A 19,320-nucleotide genomic window follows, 5' to 3' on the forward strand; every position below is an offset into this window, starting at 1 on the left:
ACGAATGCCTATGTAGCTGACTAGGGCAATTCGCGCTTCCGTCTGCTGGTTTCGCAGGCAACGCTTGTAGCTCTCAGTTTTCGATGTGTGCAGTGCGTTTTCACACAGCCTGGACCGATAGCTGCCTGTGAGGTGAACCGGACTCGTTCCTCGAATCTACCTCGACATGACTGTCGACGAGCCTTGGATATGCAATCGGTTAACCGATGTCCAATTTTTTCAATCGAGCCAAGCCTTGTTTGATATGACCAGCGTTTTCAGCCATGGTCCACAGTGGGCCACGGACATTTCCGCCCACTTCCTGTGCCCCTTGCTCCTCAACCAGCAGTGTCAATTCCATAATGGCCGCCTCCAGCGCCTGCTGGTTTTCGTACAGCCTCTCCAATACATCTGGCAGTGAATAAGCGCTTGGCATTGTGTCGATTCCTTTCGAGAAAGCCTAAGCATAGCAACGACAGTGACCGCAGTTGGAGCTTGGAAGAAGTTGTCGAGGCGAAAGAGTAGTGTGGCTGAGCCCAGCAGATTTCGGAATGGGGGAACAATGGTGAATGGGGCAAAAATGGGGCAAACCGTACGCCAAACCATGCCATTCAATGCCCACTATGCATTTGTGCAAGCAGGCGAGAATGCGCGTTACGGTCAACAAACACGGGCCTCTCCCGCCCAAACCGCCACATACCCAAGCACAATTGGCGTGTGGTCAACTATCACGAAACACGAATGCGGGCTGCGAAATTTATGCTGTACCATTCTTGTGGAGTCAGAATTCTTCTCCCCCTTCCGGGCCACGGGTCACGAACAATCGCAGTAGTTACCTCACCTCTTCCAAAGCTATCTCGTACATACACTAAAGAGGTTAGAACCATTGCATGCCCCATTGTACCAATGATTAGTGGCATGTCTTGGGCGAGATCTATTGCTGCGTTGATAGCATTTGCGGAGTAAGCATCTCCGGTTACAGAGAAATACGATCCTTGCTCATCTGTCCAACCACGATTGAGGTTTGCCAATATCTGCGATGGCTGGCCAGGGAGATTCACAATGGCACCCCATGTTTCGTTAACAATTCGTTCTTGTGGGACTGGATGTCCGTAGTAGGAAAAAACCATTTCTATGCAAGCAGCCCAACACCATTGTGAAAKGTGCTGCCCGCCAACCGCTGCGGCAGTGATATGAGCGACCGAAGAATCAATTCCTGCTTCGCATTGTTGAATGCCTGGTGGTACGAAGGGGCCACAAAACGCTCTTGCGTAGGACGTTAGCGGTAGTGCTGCAATGCCTGAGCAAAATGAAGAAAGCAGAAAGGTACGACGTTTCATAAGCTTTTCCTTGCTTGTGCGGCCAATGTCGAAATTTGGCGCGCCTGTCCCGTATTTCGCGCAGATCGGGAGGGGCGATAAGCATGTTGGGGCTGGAAGTAGCTTCCGCTGACGGTCTTTGGTACATAATCAGCTAGCCAATATCCATGCTCCTCAGCCGCGCCGGACATCTGTCTGATGTGGCCGGCATTCCCTCCCGCGTCATGCAAACCGCGCTGTTCCATCCACAGCGTCAGCTCCGTCGCGGCGGCCTCCAAGGCTAGCTGGTTGATATAGATCCTTTTCAGCACATCTGGCAGCGAATAATTACCTAGCATGGTTTCGACTCCTTTCGAAAAACCTAAGCATAGCAGCGCCAGTTCACTGTGCCTCCAACTGGAGTCTGCACTAGATTGCTTAAAACCGTCGCGGCGTGTTGGAGACCGTAGTCTCCTCCGGCATAACTTAACCGATATCCAATTTCTTCAATCGCGCCAAGCCTTGTTTGATATGGCCGGCGTTTTCACCCATGGTCCACAGTGCTCCACGGACATTTCCGCCCACTTCCTGCGCCCCTTGCTTCTCAACCAGGAGGGTCAACTCCATAATGGCCGCCTGCAGAGCCTCCTGGTTTTCGTAAATCCTTTCCAGCACGTCCGGCAGCGAATAATTGCTTGGCATGATGTCGACTCCTTTCAAGAAAAGCACAAGCATAGTACCGGCAGCGCCCCTGTCAGGCAGTAATTGCAACTTGCTTAGAAATTGCTACAAAGCGAAGAAGTCGCAGCGGATTAGCCAGTCTGGCTGGGGCGTTGAGAGACTGCTGCACCCAATCCATCATCGGCGCCACGCTAAAGCGTCTAGACACTGTAGAGCTTGAATTTACTGAGTATGTAGCTGATTTCTGTACCATTTCGCTCTACGTGTTCAAAGCCGGTTTTAGGGGGTAAATGGGCGTTTTGAGGGGCGTGGATACAATGTACCAACCCCTTTAACAATTGTACCAGTTGACTATGGCCACGATCAGAGCACGCAAGCGCACCGACCGCGGCACCAGTTACACGGCACAGATACGCCTGTTCCGATATTGTCAGGCAAGATTAAGCTCAGGCCCGACATCTAATAACGTGACTCAACCGAACGTGCCTCAGTCGGCTTCGTCTCTATTTGCGCGCCATGCCAGCGCCAGTGATAAACGTGACTAGCGCCAATGGCGTAAAGCCGATGTATCCAATGCTTGCCACGCTTCGGAGTGACACAGTTGATCCTTCGTCAGCCAGAGTCCTGCGTGTGGGCACAGGGACTCGGCGGGGAGTGCCAGCAGGTCGCTCAACTTCATTGCGCTGATTGAGCCTCGGTCTCTTTCATCCTCGGCTTCCCAGTCGCGCAGAAATAGACGCACCTTCAAGACATTGGCATTAAAACCTTCAAACTGTGGTCGATTGTGGAGCCACTGAGGTGAATGCCTCAAGGTTCGCTCCTGGACATCCAACAGCAAGATCTGCCATGCCAAGCGACCTCCGTGGTCATCGTCGACGTTGGTATGGAGTCGAGTCAGCGCGAGATAGCGTGCATCCTCGGACCAGATCATCGAGGGCGCGAGATGGCTGATGGCGCAACCGGACGCCGTCAGCAAATGCCCGCCCAGGCGTGGGCTCTGGACGCGTAGCCAACTGTCGGCGTATTCGGTTTCACAACCGAACAGCCACGCGGCATCTTTATCCATCGGTGCTGGCTGGACAAAGTTTCCATCGGCGATTGCAGACTGTGGCTGTTGAACCAGGCGCCAATCGGGGAGGGCGTTCAGGCCTTGTTGGCTGACATTGAGCTCACACCACTCGTAGTAAAGCCGCGAGTCCTGTCGATACTGGCAAAACGCAGCGGCATCGTCCGCCTCGGGTGGCGATTGATCAAAGCGCTGCAATGGACTGCTTTGCCGATCCTGATCCAGGCGACCTCGAATCACTGCCAGGCTCAGTCTCGGCCCACGAAAGTCCAACAATCGTGCGACCAACAGAGGAGGGCTGTTCATCAATTGTCGTTCCTGTGCGTCGACCACCACCACGTGACCTGCTGTGGCGGGCGGCAGGGCGAACGGTATTAATGCGATGTAACGTCCAGTGTCTGAAACTCGATGATCGAGCAGCCAAACGCCCGGTAACTCCCAGCCCCCAATCCTGCAGGTATAACCCCCGAGCCCCAGGCTGTTGTCTTGCCGCCAGCTAAATTGAGCCCGCGTATCATCAGTCAATGGTGCCGACTCGACCATCGTCGCGCCTCGCTGTCCATCACCCAACAGAGGCACGGCCAACCGCACGCGAGTCAGGTGCCGCTGCGCAACCTGCACCCGGCCGTTCGGATCATGGCCCACCTGAGACTCACAGTCGCTGTGTATGCTGTACAAGCCATAACCATAGCGACCGCGATCAGGCTGCGGGTAGTCGAAGTAAGACGATAGCCGCAGGTAATGGTCATCCAGCTCCAGGGGGGCGCTCCAACCCACGGAAGGTTCGCTGTCGGCGGATAGCCACGGACAAGGCAATGCTTGCCAGCCGCGGTCTACGTGCCAGAGCCAGTATTCGAGGGCTTGCGGTTGCTCATCATCCATCCGTGCATGGCAAGCGAACGAGCGACTATCGTGATTCCAGATGATTGAGGTATCGGCCCTGATCAGCAACGAAGTGGGCTCACCGTTTATGCTCACGCGGTATTCCGGGCTCATCAGCGGGGCGCAAGGCTGTGGCAATTCACGCAGGCTGGCCGGCAGCGCCAGACAAGCGTCCAAACTTTGCTGACCATCGGGAGACGTATGCCGGAACGCGTCGAGCGCAAGGTTTTTTTGCCAGTCACCAGGCTCAACCCAAAGGTCAATAACGGGCACCAGGCTAACCTTTTCAGCCGTCGTCAGCAGTTGCTCCAGGCTGATCTCCCGTGCGCCGTTGTCGACCAGAGGACTGTAACGCCCACTCAGGATGCCGTCGTTAAAGGCATCCAGTTCCCAAAATTCATCACACGAACACTGGTAAAGCTGACGCAACTGTCGATCCAGAATCACCAACCCCCAGGCTTGGCGCGAGGGTAAAGGCGCGGCGAAATAACGTCCGTCATTCGAGAAGCGAGCCGACGACCCAAGGCCCTGGAGCAGCACCCCATCTGGAAATAGGTAATCGCACAGGACGGGCCCGCCCATGGCGATTTCGCTGTAGTTGAACACCCTGATGGGCTCGCCCTCGGGAGTTTGCTGAGGTTCGTCCCCACCCCAGGCACTGGCGCCACCTGAAGACTGACCAGGCGATAGCGGTGACGACTTGGCCTGTGTTTTATCGACCAGGCCAAAACGTCTTTCCAAGTGACTGACGCAAGCCAGCCCGAAGAACATCACAGCCGCTGCCCCCGCAATATCCCAGTACGCCGGCAAAGCCCTGCCCAGATTAAAACCCAGGCCTAGTGCGGCAGAGGTCATCAGCCGTGCAGCCCCTCGGCCGGTTCGTTGCCAACCGGCCCGCGCGGTCAGCCACATTAAGGCAGTACAACCCAGTACCACACCGAGTGCCCATAACAGCGGTAGTACCGCCACGAGGAAAATCGGGATCAACAGTACGGCGATTTGCCAAAGTAGATCGAGCAATAATCGAGGCAGGCTTTTTTCGTCAGTACGTTGATCCGAAGAGTGAGTCACCATTACCTCGAGAATAAATGGGCGATTTCAAATAAGCGTGTTTGCGTAAAAGAGAGATGCTGAGTTACCAACGACCAGCCTGACCGAGGCTGGGAGGTGGGGAGTTTATCAGGATTGGGCTTGCGGGGCTCAGGTGAGTCTAGCGGAGGTAGTTGAGAGCGAGTGAAAACAGGAACGGAAGGGGTTGAATGACTTGCAACAAAGAGCCATCGATATACGGACACCCCTGTAAGTTAATACGTGGTGTTCGCGTAATTACTTAGTGAGGTCAGTACTAAGTAGTAGCTAATTTTTTAACGTATGAGGCGAGCTCCAATTAATGCCATTGATGCTTGATTTCCTGCCACTGGTCGTCTGAAAGCCACTTATCTGCCGCCGGAAAGAAAATATTCTCCTCGGCGTCCATGTGATCGTAATATTTTTTGATGAAGTCATCGATAGTGTCAGCAATTACTCTCGTTTCGTGAGTTGTATCCTTCAGCATCTTCAACTGTCCAGCAATGCGCCCAAATGCCTGATGATCTCGCTCGATATCCTTGACCCGTTGGTGGATCGGCGCCTCAGTCGCTAGCAAGGCCAGCCGAATAAGTTCTTCATTTTCATGGTGGTGTCGCTCTGCAWCACCATGCAAGGCCTCCAGCATCGTGAACAACAGCTTGCAGTCATCAGTTCCATCGGGTTCATGTCTGATTTTCCTCAGCAACTCTTTGATCTGAGTAATTTTCATAGACACTTCGTGATGATAGGTCAGAAGCTCTTTCAACAAAACGTTCATGTCAAATCCTCGTCACGACACCAGATCATCACAGAAATATGTTTTTTAACCAGTCACTCCAAAAGACGCCTGAATTTCAATAATTTCAATATCTTGTTAAGCGCACTCGCTGACACTGTTCAATCTTTTTAGTATAGGCGAGCACAAAGCTCCCACCCCGGGAAATTTTCCGCCTTTGGAAAAAATTGAAATATCGAGTGTATGTTTATATGCACTATCTGATCTGCCGGATCTGCGCCCGCGAAAACGGAATGAGAAAGCAGCGCCCAAATCGATGCGGTGGCAGCTGTGCGCGGGTCTGCAAGACCGGGAAACCAGGAACCCGGCAGACCCGAAGGTCTCCCGCACAAAGCCGCCATTGAGCAGGTGTGTCGCTTCAGAAAAAACAAGGATGCTGAACCAACGCTGTCGCTCAGCAATGTTTCATCAAGTTGGGCAGGCTCGCGGCATAGGATGACCACCTAAGACCGTGCTGCCTCTCCTCCAGCCCACAGGAAACAACAAGATGATCTCGAACCTCTTCAAAGCCATGCTGATCACCGGTGCTTTGCTCTTGAGCGCCTGTTCGGGTGTGAGCACCAGTTCCTGCTTTTCAGAAGGCTGCCAACAATTCGATGGCCATAACCCCAACAAGGTGAACTTTGGTGGGAGCGCCATCGGCAACAGCTTTAATGAGTACAGCTCGGGCTTGCTGCACGACTAAGGAATGACGCAACGGCTGGGGTGTTTTCGCCGTTGCGTGATTTACCTGATGAGCCGCGTGTTCTGATTTTACGACTGCTGCGCAGCCGAACGCAGGCTGCGCCAGCTGCTACGGGGAATGGACTAACGGGCTATTTAGCCTCTGGCACCGCGATCCACTGACCCAGAATTTTCTGGTAATTCCCCGTCACCTTGGCCAAATGCAGCCACTGATCGACATACATCTTCCAGCTGATGTCATCCCGCGGCAGCAGATATGCCTTCTCTCCATACTGCATGTATTGCGTCGGGTTGACCGCGCACAAACCCGGTTTGAGTTTCTGCTGATACAGCGCTTCCGACGCATCGGTGATCATCACGTCAGCCTTCTTGTCCAGCAGTTGCTGGAAGATGGTCACGTTGTCGTGAAGCTGCAGTTGCGCCTTGGGCAGGAAGGCGTGGACGAAGGCTTCGTTGGTGCCGCCGGCCGGTTCGACCAGGCGAACCGAAGGCTGGTTGATTTGTTCGAGAGTCTGGTATTTCGCCTGATCTTCGCAGCGCACCAGCGGGATTTTGCCGTCGACGTCCAGGGTGGTGCTGAAGAAGGCTTTTTTCTGGCGTTCCAGGGTGACGGAGATGCCGCCGACGCCGATGTCGCATTTGCCCGCGAGCATGTCGGGCATCAGGGTTTTCCAGGTGGTCTGGACCCACTCGACCTTCACGCCCAGGCTGTCGGCCAGCGAGCGGGCCATGGCGATGTCGATGCCCGAGTATTCGCCGTCTTCACCTTTGAAGGTATAGGGTTTGTAGTCGCCTGTGGTGCAAACGCGCAGTTGGCCTTGTTGCAGGACGGTGTCCAGGTGCGAAGGGCTTTGCTCTGCCTGAGCGCCGCAGGATAGCGCCAGCAGGCCACTGAGCAGCAATGTGCTTTTTATGGTTTTCATCGTTATCGGGCTTTTGTGATGGAGTGGGGGGCAAGGCTGGATCAGTGTAGTGAAACCGCTTCCTGGCTGTCAGCAATGTGCTCAGTCAATCACGGCCCGGCGCAGGCGCAAGGCATTGAACACCACTGAGGCAGAGCTCACGCTCATGGCCAGTGCCGCCACCAACGGGGACAGCAAATGCCCGGTCAGCGGGTAGAACAACCCGGCGGCGAGGGGGATGCCCATGGCGTTGTAGGCCAGGGCAAAGGCAAGGTTCTGGTGCATGTTGCGCACGGTTGCCACCGACAGGTTGCGGGCATGCAGAATGCCGAGCAGGTCGCCCTTGACCAGGGTGACTTGAGCGCTGTTCATCGCGACATCGGTGCCAGTGCCCATGGCGATACCGACATCGGCACGGGCCAGGGCCGGGGCATCGTTGATGCCGTCGCCGGCCATTGCCACTCGGTGCCCGCGTTCCTGCAATGCGGCGGCCAGGCGTTCCTTGTCCTGTGGCTTGACCTCGCCGTGGACTTCTTCGATACCCAGTTGGCGGGCGACGGCACGGGCAGTGGTGAGGCCGTCTCCGGTCGCCATGATCACCCGCACGCCATCGGCCTGCAGGCGTTCGACAGCGAGCCGGGTGGTGGGTTTGATCGGGTCGGCGACGGCGAGCAACCCCGCGAGCACGCCATCCACGGCCAGGTACATGATGCTGGTTCCGTCGCTGCGCAGTTGCTCGGCTTGAGGTTGCAAGGCTTCCAGGGCGATGCCGGCTTCTGCCATCAGGGCGGTGTTGCCCAGTTGAACACGGTGCCCGTCGACCTGGCCGCGCACGCCGATCCCTGACGCCGACTCGAACGTCTGCGCTGTGCTCAACACCAAGCCATTGGCGCGTGCATGTTCGACGATGGCGTGGGCCAACGGGTGCTCGCTGCCCTGGTCGAGGCTGGCGGCCAGGCGCAGCACCTCGTCAGCACTGTAGCCAGGCGCAGGTTCGACGCTGTGAAACGCCGGGCGGCCTTCGGTGAGGGTGCCGGTCTTGTCCACGATCAGGGTGTCGATTTTGCGCAGGTTTTCGATCGCCGCCGCATCCCGAAAGAGCACGCCGCTGCTGGCCGCCTTGCCGGTGGCGACCATCACCGACATCGGTGTGGCCAGGCCGAGGGCACACGGGCAGGCGATGATCAGCACCGCCACTGCATTGATGAGGCCGAACACCCAGCTCGGTTGCGGCCCCCACAACCCCCAGCCGACAAAAGTCAGGACGGCAATGGCGATCACCACCATGACGAAGTAGCCAGCAATCACGTCCGCCAGGCGTTGCATCGGTGCTTTGGAGCGTTGTGCCTGGACCACCATCTGCACAATTTGCGCAAGCACGGTGGCTGAGCCCACCTTCTGCGCCTGCATCACCAGGCTGCCGTGGGTATTGAGGGTGGCGCCGATCAGCCCGTCACCAGGGCGTTTCATCACGGGGACCGGCTCGCCTGTGAGCATGGACTCGTCCACCGCGCTTTCGCCCTGCAACACCACACCATCGACCGGGACCTTCTCGCCGGGGCGCACGCGCAAGGTGTCGCCGCTGTGCACATGGCTCAGTGCAATGTCTGTTTCGCTGCCGTCGGTGTTGATCCGGCGCGCAGTCTTGGGCGCCAGGCCGAGCAGTGATTTGATCGCGGCCGAGGTTTGCGAGCGCGCCTTGRGTTCCAGCATCTGTCCGAGCAGCGTCAGGGAAATAATGACCGCCGCTGCTTCGTAGTACACGCCAACCCGGCCGTCCATCATGAAGGTGGCTGGAAACAGGCCGGGTGTCAGGGTGGCGGCAAGGCTATAGAGGAAGGCCGCCGCGGTGCCGAGGCCGATCAGCGTCCACATGTTGGGGCTGCGCTGGATGACCGAACGGGCGCCGCGCACATAGAACGGCCAGCCGGCCCAAAGCACGACGGGCGTGGCGAGCACCAGTTCGACCAGGTTCTGTGTGGCGCCGTGAAACAGGCTCAAGCCATGGCTGCCCATCGCCAGTGCGGTCACCGCCAGAGTCAGAGGAAGGGTCCACCAGAAGCGCCGGGAAAAGTCCACGAGCTCAGGGTTGTCCGATTCCTCCAGTTCGGGCAACACCGGCTCAAGGGTCATGCCGCACTTGGGGCATGTACCCGGACTGCGCTGGCGGATCTCCGGGTGCATGGGGCAGGTGTACTCTTTTTCGGTCGTCGGCTCCGCCGCCTGCTGCGCCAAAGCAGGTGATTTGAGGTGATCGAGATGGCGCTGCATGGGTCAGTGTCTGCCGTGGTGATGCCCGAACAGGTGCATCAGCGGGCACAGCAATAGAATCAGATAGGGCAAAAGCGGGTAGATATGACCGTAATGCTCGCGGGCCAGGTAGAACAGTCCGATCACCAGCAGCATGCCTAGCGCGATGCCGGGTTTACTGCGCCAGAATGAGGTGGCTGGAGGTGTCGAGGGGTTTGAGTGGTTCATGTGATGCGCTCCGTTCTGACGAAAATCTTCCGGGGTGTCGTCCGGCTATGCCGGCCAATGCCAACCGTCTACGACGGGGGCCATGGCGCGATGCTTATTGGCCCATCGGCATCTTCATCATCATGGATTGCTGATCCATCATTTTCATCATCATGTCCATCATCGCCGTATCCGAGCTGCCCTTGCCACCGGACATGCCCATGCCCATCCCCATACCTCTGCAATTGTCGTGCAGCATGCCGAGGCTTGTTCTCATCGTAGTCATGGCTTCCTGCATGGCTGCCCGGCGTTCGGCCGGGGTTTTGGCGGCGATCATTTTGTCGTGGGCCGCCTGCATTTTCTTCATCTGTTCGCTCATGGCCTTGTCTTGCATGGGCGTGGCTTGGGTTGCGTCCTCGGAGGGGGCGGCGGGCGTTGTTTCGGGGTATTCGGCAGCCAGCGTCAGCAATGGGCTGCTCATGACCAGTGCGGCCAGGAGGGACTTGACGTAGATGTGCATGGCGATCTCCACAGTGATAACGCGGATCGGCAGCGTCGGATGGCTGCGGACCAAGGTATGTTGTGTTCCCGTTAGAGGGAGTGATCTTGAACTTACGCCACGGTCGCAGGGCGTTGTTGATCCATATCAAACGACGTCCACAGAGGTTTGTTGTGCTGCCAGGGTGACATTCCAATGGCTGATACGTGTCAGGCAAGGCCCGACACGTATCCCTCTATATGAGTTGTTTATCCACAAGCCACGGACTTCGAACTCTTAAGGTGAGCTTCAATCGAGTTGCCAGCAGAGTGGACTCTTACTCCCTTGAGTTTATCGAGTGGCGGGTCTTTCCAAAGTTTTGATGCGTCGATGGGAAGGATGACCTGTATAGCAGCCCCTTGGGGCGGATCAGCAACAAAATCGAAGTCCTGAATGCCGTCCGGTGGGAACTGGATATAAACCCGTGGCTCCAGTCTCGGGTTTGTCCATCCACCAGAATTCACCAGGCCAATTGCCGATATGTGTAGCTGCGGTGGGTTTGATTTAAGTATTTTTAAGTCGACATCCACTACTTTCATCACGTCAGCCATTTTCGAACTCCTTTCGATAATTGCGCCGCTTTTTTTCACCTTGGCGCTTGGGTGTCAACCCTTAAGCCTTTGCGCCCTTTAATGATTGAGCGACGCGTCAGCCTATTGTCTTAAAACTATCTGAAACTAGGCGAAGGACACTCTCCGGGTGCTGGGACGTGCGGTTTTGTTTTCATAGAAAGAGTCGAGCTTAGCTTTGCTGATCGTTTCTTCTGCATACAGAATTTCAGCCATCTGGGCTCGTTTTAGCTCTTCGGCGGTTCCGATGAACGCAACTTTGTGCTCGCCATCGTAGCCTCTGACTGACGCTGTATACCCTTCAACGGTGCAGTTATGGTATTCACGTTTCCTCATTGCATCCTTGAATTGTTCGGCGAAGGATTTTGTATCACCCAAACCCAGTGTGCTATGGCATCCGAATATCTTGATTTTTCCCGCATAGCTCTTATTAAGTCCAAATAACACGTCAAAAAATCTTGCCAGTTCTTTGGCGTTGACGGTTTGACCTTTGCCTTTTTCTTCCGAGGACATAAGCACGGAGCTTCCCGGTTCACAATGGCCCAGGACGTAAATTCGATCTCCGTCTCCAATCAGTGTTCTAATAAAACTAACAAGCTGCTCGGCGGCGGGGCCACCGGACACCAGGCAGCCTTTGCTTATGTATTTAGAGATGATTGCCGAAGTTTTTTGTGTCTTGCTCGGGTGTTCCTTTTCTTCCTCATCGTCATCTCTTAATCTTTTTATTCCATCTTCTTTGAAAGAAGGAGATGAATTTTTTGAATCGCTTTCCGAGGGTGGGGGCATTATTCTTTTGGACTTTTCTTTCCAGGCATCAAGCCAGCTTCTAGATATTTCGTCGTAATCCGCTGATTCCTTTGCATTAAAGGGGTTCACCAACGCTAAATTGTAAGCCATCCCGATTTCGCTCCCTGATGTCGAGTGCCCACAGCGGTAAATGCCGCCTCTGACTGTTGACGGTAGTAGGGGATTTTCACCTAGGCAAATAAAGGAGGGCACCGGACGTCGGGGAAGGCGACCTCTTTTGTTACGCGCCTTCTAAAGGTACTTGTGCCCCTACAATTCGCCCATTTTCATCTCCGGACTCAACGTCCCCAACCAGGCCACCAATCCCACGATCAACACCGCCGCTGCCAATTCCACCACCACGCTGCGCCGCAACGCATTGGCGGCGACCGTGTATTGCCCGTCCCGCAACGACCGCTCCAGAAACGGCCCGAGGTGAAACCGGTTCAACGCGGCGAGCACCAGCATGCCGGCAAACAGCACCACTTTGATGAACAGCAGAATCCCGTAAGTGCTGAGAAACACCTCGTCCAGCTTCGGCCCAACGATGAACAGATAATTCACCACCCCCGTCACCGTGATGACCACGACGATGGCCGCGCCAATCGCCTCAAACCGATTAACCGCGCGGGCCAGCAACCTGAGGCGCGCTTCGGTTTGCAGGGCGTTGATCTTCGCCATCAACGCAAACGCCAGCAACGCGCCAAGCCAAGCCCCCGCCGCCAGCAGGTGCAGAATGTCCACCGCGAAATGCCAAAAGCGACGATTGCCTTCATCCATCGCCCCATGTCCGCTCCAGGCCAGGCTGGCGAGGGCGACAGCACCGGCAAAAGCCGCGACCCATAAACTGAAACCAGATGCACGGAGCATCACCGCTAAGCCAGCGATCACCAGCGCAACAATGCGAACCCCCCAAGCCAAGCCGACATCCGTCTCAAACAGCATCATTTCGATGTGCGGACGCAGCTCGGCGAAGTCCGTTTCACCGCTCATGGCGCTCGCCATCATCACCATGCTGGCGACGGACAACACCGCGCCCAGCACTGCCGTCCCCGCCAGCATCGAGCGGAATGGCAGCACCGCCCCGGACATCCGTTCCTGACCTTTAAGGCTGTACAGCCCAAAAAGCGCTACCCCGAACAACAGCATCAAATCCACATACAACGCAAACCGCAGGGCAATGCCGACCGAGTCGCTCATCAATCACTTCACTTTGAACGTAACGTTGCCGGTGATCGGGTGAGTGTCCGAAGACACGGCGCGCCATTCGACTTTGTAGCTGCCGGTGGGCAGGGGCGAGAGCGGGGTGATGACCATGGTTTTCGGGTCGCTGCCGCCGGAGACCTTGGCTTTCATCGGCATGGGGGAATGGGCCATGCCGGGCATTTCGGTCATGACCAGTTTGGCGCCGGAGAATTGGGTCATGAGGTTTTCGGAGAAGTGCAGTTCGATGTTGCTGGGCGCTGCGCCGTCCGCGCCTTCGGTTGGAGTGGAGGAGAGCAGTTTCGGGTGGGCTTGAGCCAGTGCGCTCATGAGCAGCCCGGTGGAAAGTGCGATGGCGACAGCGGTGGTTTTGATGGTGCGCATGCAAGGCCTCTTACCGCTTTGAGCGGTTGGTTTTTAGGTTTTTGAGTTGAAGTGTTTAGAACCACAGCCGAACGCCGACGACCAGTCGGGCTTCGCTGCGGTCCTCGCCTTCGTCCCTGGCGTAATCGGCGGTTTTGCCGTAGGTGCGGTTCCAGGTCACGCCGATGTAGGGCGCGAATTCCCGGCGGATTTCATAGCGCAGGCGCAGCCCGGCTTCGGTGTTGGACAACCCGGAGCCGATGCCCCGTTGCGGGTCGTTTTTGCCGTAGACGTTGAGCTCGGCGGTCGGCTGCAGAATCAGCCGGTTGGTGAGCAGGATGTCGTAGTCGCCTTCAAGGCGTGCAGCGGTCTGACCGCCTTCGCCGATGAACGCGGTGGCCTCGGTTTCGAAGTTGTACAACGCCATGCCTTGCACGCCGAGCGCGGCCCAGGTTTGCGGGGCGCCGGGTTTGAAGTCCTGGCGCACGCCGGTCACCACGTCCCACCATGGGCTGATCGCGTGACCCCAGAGGGCCTGGACCTCGGCGTCTTCGGTTTTGCCATTGACGCGTTCGCCTTCGGAGCGCAGCCACAGGCGATCGATGTCGCCGCCGATCCAGCCGGACAGATCCCACGCCAATGCGCTGCCGTTATCGGCGTCCTGCCATTCGAGTTTGTCGGCGAGGAAGTAATAGTTGAGCGCACTGTCGTGCATGTCATGGCCGGCGGGGCTGACGAAAACGGCGGCACGGTCGGCGTCGGTCAATGCCGGGATCGGCGTGCGGCTTTGGGTCGGCGCGGCGGGCTGCATTTGCCCGTAATCCTCGCTCTGCATCTGGCTGTGGTCCATGCCCGGCATCTGGTTATGGTCCATGCCCTGCATGTTGTCGGTGGCGGCCATGGCCGAAGAGACCGTGAAGCCGGTGAGTGCCAAGGCGAGGCGGGTAGAGCGATTCAGTCTGGTCATGGGTAGCGCCTCATTCTTCCACGCGAACTTCACGGAACATGCCCATTTCCATGTGGTACAGGAGATGGCAGTGGTAGGCCCAGCGGCCGAGCGCGTCGGCGGTGACCCGATAGCTGCGCTTTGATCCCGGCGGCATGTCGATGGTGTGTTTGCGTACCATGAACTGGCCGTTCTCGTCTTCGAGGTCACTCCACATGCCGTGCAAATGAATGGGGTGAGTCATCATCGTGTCGTTGACCAGCACCACTCGAACCCGCTCGCCGTACTTGAGTCGCACGGGTTCGGCATCAGAGAACTTCACGCCGTTGAACGACCAGGCGAACTTCTCCATGTGGCCGGTCAGGTGCAGTTCGATGGTGCGGTCGGGCTCGCGGCCGTCCGGGTCTTCGAAGGTGCTGCGCAGGTCGGAGTAGGTCAGCACACGGCGGCCGTTGTTGCGCAGGCCGATGCCCGGGTCGTCGAGTTTTGGCGTGGTGCTCATGGCTTGCATGTCCACCAGAGGGTTGTTTTTTTCCGTGTCGGGATGGGATTGCATTCCGGCCATGCCACCCATGGCCATGCTGCTGTGATCCATTCCGGCCATGCTGTCCATGCCCTGCATGTCGCCGCCGTCCATGCCCTGCATGTCACCACCGTTCATGCCTTGCATGGCACCGTGGTCCATCCCCGCCATGTCACCGCCCATGCTGCCGTGATCCATGCCGCCCATGCCCATGTCATCCATGGTCAGCAGCGGTCGCGGATCCAGCGCTGGAATCGGCGCCGACAACCCTGCCTTCACCGCCAGGGTGCCTCGCGCATAACCCGTTCGATCCATCGATTGGGCGAACAGCGTGTAGGCGTCCTGGGTCGGCTCGACAATTACATCGAACGTCTCCGCCACCGCGATGCGGAACTCGTCGACGCTCACCGGTTTGACGTGTTGGCCATCCGCCGCGACCACGGTCATTTTCAAGCCCGGGATACGCACGTCGAAATAGGTCATGGACGAGCCGTTGATAAAACGCAGGCGCAGCTTTTCGCCGGGACGGAATAGGCCAGTCCAGTTCATGTTCGGCGCCTGGCCGTTCATCAAGTAGGTGTAAGTGGCACCGCTGACGTCCGCCAGGTCGGTGGGGTTCATCTTCATCTCGGCCCACATCTTGCGATCGGCCACCGTCGAGCCCCAGCCTTTCTCGCTGACGTCGTGGATGAAGTCGCCCACAGTGCGTTTGTTGTAGTTGTAGTAGTCCGATTGTTTCTTGAGTTTTTTCATCAGGCCGACGGCGTCTTCGTCGGTCCAGTCGGTGAGCATCACCACGTAGTCGCGGTCGTACTGGAACGGCTCCGGCTCCTTGGCGTCGATCACCAACGGCCCGTAAACCCCGGACTGTTCCTGAAAGCCCGAATGGCTGTGGTACCAGTAAGTGCCGTTCTGCCGGACCTTGAACTGGTAGACGTACATGCCGTCCGGTTCGATCCCGTGAAAACTCAGGCCCGGCACGCCGTCCATGTTGGCCGGCAGCAAAATGCCGTGCCAGTGAATCGACGTGCTGTCCTTGAGTTTGTTTTTCACCCGCAGCGTGACGGTGTCGCCTTCACGCCAGCGCAGCAGGGGGCCGGGAATGCCGCCGTTGATGGTCATCGCGGTTCGAGGGTTGCCGGTGATGTTGACCGGGGATTCGCCAATGAACAGGTCGAAGTCGGTACCGGCCAGCACATTCGGTTGGCCGGGGCTGGTGACCGCCCAGACTGGCGTGCGCCACAGCCCGAGGCCAGCGAGCACCCCGCCAGCGGCCAGGCCCTTCACAAAGGTGCGTCTTGAGGTGTTGGAATGCATGCCGTTTTATCCCGTCCGTCAGCCTGATGAAGCCCTCAGGTCCATCCTGAGCGGAAGGAAGAGAACTCAATGGGGAGGAGGCTAACGGGCGGTGCCTTTCAGCAGGCYGAGGCCAAGATTACAGTTTTGACAGTTTCACGCGGTGTTCAAGGACTGCTATTGGACCTGGACGAATCCGCCACGGTGGCGTTACCGCAATTGATATACGAAGAAGACTTCAACCAACGCTGATCCGGGTAGTAAGAAAATAACAACTGCCCATCCTTCATCGAGTCGATCAGCCGATGTGCAATCGCAGGCCTCACTGCAGGGCAGCCGAGACTTCTGCCAATCCGGCCATTGGCCCGCGCCAGGGCAGGGCTGACGTAAGGCGCGCCGTGAATGACGATCGCCCGTTCGAAGGCGTTGTCGTTAAAACCCGGTTCCAGACCTTCCATGCGCAGGGAATAACCGTTCTGCCCGACATAGCTGGATTGGGTACGGTACAAGCCCAGGCTGGTGGCGTAGCTGGCATTCTGATTGGAGAATTGGCTGGCCATGTTCTCGCCACTGTTGCGACCGTGGGCGACCAGTTCATGGAACAACAATTTGCGTTGTTTAAGGTCGAATACCCAAAGACGTTGCACCGTCGAGGGCAGGGAATAATCGATCACTGCGAGTCTCTGCACCGGGGACGTGCCTTGGGCCCGGCTGCATTGGGAGGCGCGAACGGCCAGGGCAATGACTTTGGCGTTGGCATCGGGGGCCGCTTTGACCAAGGCAGCTTCAAGCGAATCGGCGTAGGCTGCCGGTAATGAAAAAAAAGCAGTCAGCAGCAGGGCCGTCATTAAGCAGCCAAAGCGGTGTGGGGCCATATGCAAGTCTCATCTGAATATTTCGAGTCTAGCAGCGCGCACGACGCTAGCCGGTTGAAAACGGAAGATTAAGGATTATCCATGGGGCAGTTAACAAGGTTATTCGTCATAAGCCGCATATTTTTTATGGGCTTTCTGATAAGCGGCACTGCGATCGCGCAAACTTCGCCGATTGAGCCGGCATCTCCCGTTAGCACTGTGGCTGAAGCGGCTCCCGGTGATTATGTCGGCCAAGCGATTCAGGCGGAGTTGGCGCCATTGAGTTCGGCGTTTCCGCCGCTGCTCACCTCGCCGCGTCATCAACGGGTCGATGTGAACCGAGTCGTGCTGGATTTTTATAGCCATCGTGGCTATCGCGCCGCCTGGACGGACGATGACGATGTCGCCCAGTTGTTGAAAAGCTTGGGTGATACCCAGGCCGATGGCCTGAACCCCGCGGATTTCCGGATCGCCGAGTTGGCCGAGGCCCACACGCTGATGCAGACAACCTCCCCAACCCCCGGGCAACGGGCAGCCTTTGATATCTCCGCCACCCGGACGTTCATCACGGCGCTGCTGCAGTTGCGGCGCGGCAAGGTCGACCCTTCGCGGTTGGACATCCACTGGAACTTCGACCCCGCTGGCGTCGATCCTCGGGAGGACGTCAATAAGTTTTTTGCCGCCCTCGATAGCCATGACATTGCGCGCGCCTTTGCCCAGGCGCCGCCCCAAGAAGCGGTTTACGGCACGTTGCGCCATGGCCTGGCGCAACTGCGCAAGGTTCGTGATCGGGGTGGCTGGCCAAAGATCCCGGAAGGGCAGACGCTCAGGCCCGGCATGGACGACGCCTCGGTTGCTCTACTGCGTACGCGTTTGGCGGCGGGCGGTTATCTCGCCGCGCAAGGAACTGCTCGCACCGACTACGACGACGCCGTCACCGCGGCGGTGAAGAAGTTTCAGACTGAGCAATACCTTGGGGCGGACGGTGTAGCGGGGCCGGCGACACTCACGGAGCTGAATGTACCGGTCGAGGCGCGAATCGATCAGGTGCGGGTGAACATGGAGCGGGCGCGATGGCTGCTGTACAAACTTCAGGGCACCTTCGTCGTGGTCGATATCGCCGGGTATAAAGTCGCGTTCTATCGCGATGGCAAACCGATCTGGCGCTCACGGGTGCAGGTCGGTAAACCGTTTCGCAGCACGCCGATTTTTCAATCCGCGATCACCTACGTCACGTTCAACCCCACCTGGACCGTACCACCGACGATTCTGCTCAAGGACATGCTTCCGAAGATTCGCGACAATCCTGGTTACCTTGAGGCAAGCCGGATTCGCGTGATCGATCGAGATGGCAATGTGCTTGATCCGTCCACTGTCGATTGGGACAACCCGCGCGGTCTCACCTTGCGGCAGGATGCGGGGTTGGATAACTCGCTGGGGCAGGTAGTGATTCGTTTTCCCAATGAGTATTCGATTTATCTGCACGACACGCCGCATCGAGATTTGTTCGCGAAATCCAATCGCGCGACCAGCTCCGGCTGTATTCGGGTAGAAAACCCGCTGCAATTGGTGGAGCTGTTGTTCAACGATCCGGTTCACTGGAACAGCGAAGGGATTCAAAAACAGTTAGCCAACGGCAAGACAGAGAACATCAGGCTCCCGGTGAAAGTGCCGGTGCTGTTGGCCTACTGGACGGTGGACCTGAGTCTTGATGGACGCGTGACATTCAAGCCCGATGTGTATGGCTATGACTCCCCGGTACTGCGGGCGTTGAATCTGCCTTCGGAGCGGCCGGCGCTGGACGGGAGGCGAGCGGCGCCTCCCTCGGTAGCGGCGGAGCAGAGCAATTTGTAGGCCTTAAAGCCCCAAGCCTTCCTGCACGGCCAGCAGCAAATTGTGTTCCGTCAGCGCGATCGCATCCGGTTGTTGTCCGGATTGTTCGCTCGCCTGGAGCCACCACTGCGTCTCGCCGTGTTCGTTCACGGTTCGTAACAAGGCGAGTTCCTTGCCTGTCGAGTGGATTTCGATCCGCCCGGCACCGTCGACGGTGAAGCGCGCGACGGGATCGAAGGTGATGCCGTGGTGGTTGCCTTCGATCAGCAGTTGGTCGATGGCGTAATCGTAAGTCGCGCCGTCCGGCGCACTCTCGAATACATGGGTGGAATTGCGTCGCAGCTTCAGGCCCACCTCGATCAGTGGTTGCAGCCAGGCTTCGATCTGGTGATACAGCTCGTAGACCTGGGCGGGCCAGCTGTCGATGGCTTGATCGGCGATGGTCGCGTCGGCACTGGTTTGCCGGGATTGTTTAAGCTTCGCGGCGAGCTCGTCTACCTTACTCATTTCGATTTCCTGTCGTGATGTCAGTTAATCGTAGCTTCTTCAAGGTCATGTGGTTTTGCCTTGCGTCATGGAATTAAAACACAACCATT

At 57.4% G+C, this 19,320-nt stretch carries 20 protein-coding genes; 2 read left to right on the forward strand and 18 right to left on the reverse strand.

Annotated features, from left to right (window positions below):
• Positions 1–199 precede the first annotated feature (199 nt).
• The 6 genes from AC1DIS_RS10975 to AC1DIS_RS11000 all read right to left on the reverse strand — a co-directional run bounded on the left by AC1DIS_RS10975 (position 200) and on the right by AC1DIS_RS11000 (position 5,752).
• Positions 200–415 carry a hypothetical protein gene (locus tag AC1DIS_RS10975; protein ID WP_477748899.1) on the reverse strand — a complete coding sequence of 72 codons (216 nt, stop codon included), beginning with the start codon at positions 413–415 and terminating at the stop codon, positions 200–202.
• Between the two features lie 292 nt (positions 416–707).
• The gene (locus AC1DIS_RS10980; RefSeq protein WP_477780877.1) at positions 708–1,319 is read right to left on the reverse strand and encodes a papain-like cysteine protease family protein; all 612 of its coding nucleotides are present in this window, start codon (positions 1,317–1,319) and stop codon (positions 708–710) included.
• Positions 1,316–1,636, reverse strand: coding sequence for a hypothetical protein (locus AC1DIS_RS10985; RefSeq protein WP_477748901.1), 321 nt, complete (start codon positions 1,634–1,636; stop codon positions 1,316–1,318). Before AC1DIS_RS10985 ends, AC1DIS_RS10980 begins: the two co-directional genes overlap by 4 nt.
• A gap of 127 nt (positions 1,637–1,763) precedes the next feature.
• Entirely contained in the window at positions 1,764–1,979 is a 216-nt protein-coding gene (locus AC1DIS_RS10990; RefSeq protein WP_477748902.1) for a hypothetical protein, read from the reverse strand.
• A gap of 520 nt (positions 1,980–2,499) precedes the next feature.
• The gene (locus AC1DIS_RS10995) at positions 2,500–4,980 is read right to left on the reverse strand and encodes a hypothetical protein (protein WP_477744420.1); all 2,481 of its coding nucleotides are present in this window, start codon (positions 4,978–4,980) and stop codon (positions 2,500–2,502) included.
• 313 nt (positions 4,981–5,293) lie between these two features.
• The gene (locus tag AC1DIS_RS11000) at positions 5,294–5,752 is read right to left on the reverse strand and encodes a hemerythrin domain-containing protein (protein ID WP_477780878.1); all 459 of its coding nucleotides are present in this window, start codon (positions 5,750–5,752) and stop codon (positions 5,294–5,296) included.
• 505 nt (positions 5,753–6,257) lie between these two features.
• Here AC1DIS_RS11000 and AC1DIS_RS11005 point away from each other — a divergent pair.
• Positions 6,258–6,455, forward strand: a complete 198-nt coding sequence (locus AC1DIS_RS11005; protein ID WP_019582096.1) for a hypothetical protein — start codon at positions 6,258–6,260, stop codon at positions 6,453–6,455.
• Between the two features lie 130 nt (positions 6,456–6,585).
• Here AC1DIS_RS11005 and AC1DIS_RS11010 read toward each other — a convergent pair whose 3' ends face one another.
• The 11 genes from AC1DIS_RS11010 to AC1DIS_RS11060 form a co-directional block, all read right to left on the reverse strand.
• Positions 6,586–7,377, reverse strand: coding sequence for a transporter substrate-binding domain-containing protein (locus tag AC1DIS_RS11010; protein WP_477744421.1), 792 nt, complete (start codon positions 7,375–7,377; stop codon positions 6,586–6,588).
• 81 nt (positions 7,378–7,458) lie between these two features.
• Positions 7,459–9,627 (reverse strand): copper-transporting P-type ATPase, encoded by a 2,169-nt coding sequence (locus tag AC1DIS_RS11015; RefSeq protein WP_477780879.1) that lies wholly within the window; start codon positions 9,625–9,627, stop codon positions 7,459–7,461.
• Between the two features lie 3 nt (positions 9,628–9,630).
• Positions 9,631–9,834 (reverse strand): DUF2933 domain-containing protein, encoded by a 204-nt coding sequence (locus tag AC1DIS_RS11020; protein ID WP_018928127.1) that lies wholly within the window; start codon positions 9,832–9,834, stop codon positions 9,631–9,633.
• A gap of 94 nt (positions 9,835–9,928) precedes the next feature.
• On the reverse strand, positions 9,929–10,333 hold the full coding sequence (locus AC1DIS_RS11025) for a hypothetical protein (RefSeq protein ID WP_064616971.1): 405 nt from the start codon (positions 10,331–10,333) through the stop codon (positions 9,929–9,931).
• Positions 10,334–10,560: 227 nt separating this feature from the next.
• On the reverse strand, positions 10,561–10,902 hold the full coding sequence (locus tag AC1DIS_RS11030; protein ID WP_477744423.1) for a hypothetical protein: 342 nt from the start codon (positions 10,900–10,902) through the stop codon (positions 10,561–10,563).
• A gap of 126 nt (positions 10,903–11,028) precedes the next feature.
• Positions 11,029–11,817: a hypothetical protein gene (locus AC1DIS_RS11035; RefSeq protein ID WP_477748903.1), complete on the reverse strand. Its 789-nt coding sequence runs from the start codon at positions 11,815–11,817 to the stop codon at positions 11,029–11,031.
• Between the two features lie 159 nt (positions 11,818–11,976).
• Positions 11,977–12,906 carry a copper homeostasis membrane protein CopD gene (gene copD, locus AC1DIS_RS11040; protein ID WP_018928123.1) on the reverse strand — a complete coding sequence of 310 codons (930 nt, stop codon included), beginning with the start codon at positions 12,904–12,906 and terminating at the stop codon, positions 11,977–11,979.
• 3 nt (positions 12,907–12,909) lie between these two features.
• Positions 12,910–13,293 (reverse strand): copper homeostasis periplasmic binding protein CopC, encoded by a 384-nt coding sequence (gene copC / locus AC1DIS_RS11045; RefSeq protein ID WP_018928122.1) that lies wholly within the window; start codon positions 13,291–13,293, stop codon positions 12,910–12,912.
• Positions 13,294–13,348: 55 nt separating this feature from the next.
• Positions 13,349–14,239, reverse strand: coding sequence for a copper resistance protein B (locus AC1DIS_RS11050; protein WP_477744425.1), 891 nt, complete (start codon positions 14,237–14,239; stop codon positions 13,349–13,351).
• A 10-nt stretch (positions 14,240–14,249) separates the two neighbouring features.
• Positions 14,250–16,058 (reverse strand): copper resistance system multicopper oxidase, encoded by a 1,809-nt coding sequence (locus tag AC1DIS_RS11055; RefSeq protein WP_477744426.1) that lies wholly within the window; start codon positions 16,056–16,058, stop codon positions 14,250–14,252.
• Positions 16,059–16,204: 146 nt separating this feature from the next.
• Positions 16,205–16,912 carry a murein L,D-transpeptidase catalytic domain family protein gene (locus tag AC1DIS_RS11060; RefSeq protein ID WP_018928119.1) on the reverse strand — a complete coding sequence of 236 codons (708 nt, stop codon included), beginning with the start codon at positions 16,910–16,912 and terminating at the stop codon, positions 16,205–16,207.
• Positions 16,913–16,993: 81 nt separating this feature from the next.
• Here AC1DIS_RS11060 and AC1DIS_RS11065 point away from each other — a divergent pair, with 81 nt between their 5' ends.
• On the forward strand, positions 16,994–18,745 hold the full coding sequence (locus tag AC1DIS_RS11065) for a L,D-transpeptidase family protein (RefSeq protein ID WP_477744427.1): 1,752 nt from the start codon (positions 16,994–16,996) through the stop codon (positions 18,743–18,745).
• A gap of 3 nt (positions 18,746–18,748) precedes the next feature.
• Here AC1DIS_RS11065 and AC1DIS_RS11070 read toward each other — a convergent pair whose 3' ends face one another.
• Complete coding sequence (locus AC1DIS_RS11070; RefSeq protein ID WP_018928117.1) at positions 18,749–19,231, reverse strand: hypothetical protein; 483 nt, start codon at positions 19,229–19,231, stop codon at positions 18,749–18,751.
• Between the last annotated feature and the right edge of the window lie 89 nt (positions 19,232–19,320).

The sequence above is a fragment of the Pseudomonas sp. 05N433 genome, from assembly GCF_056396925.1.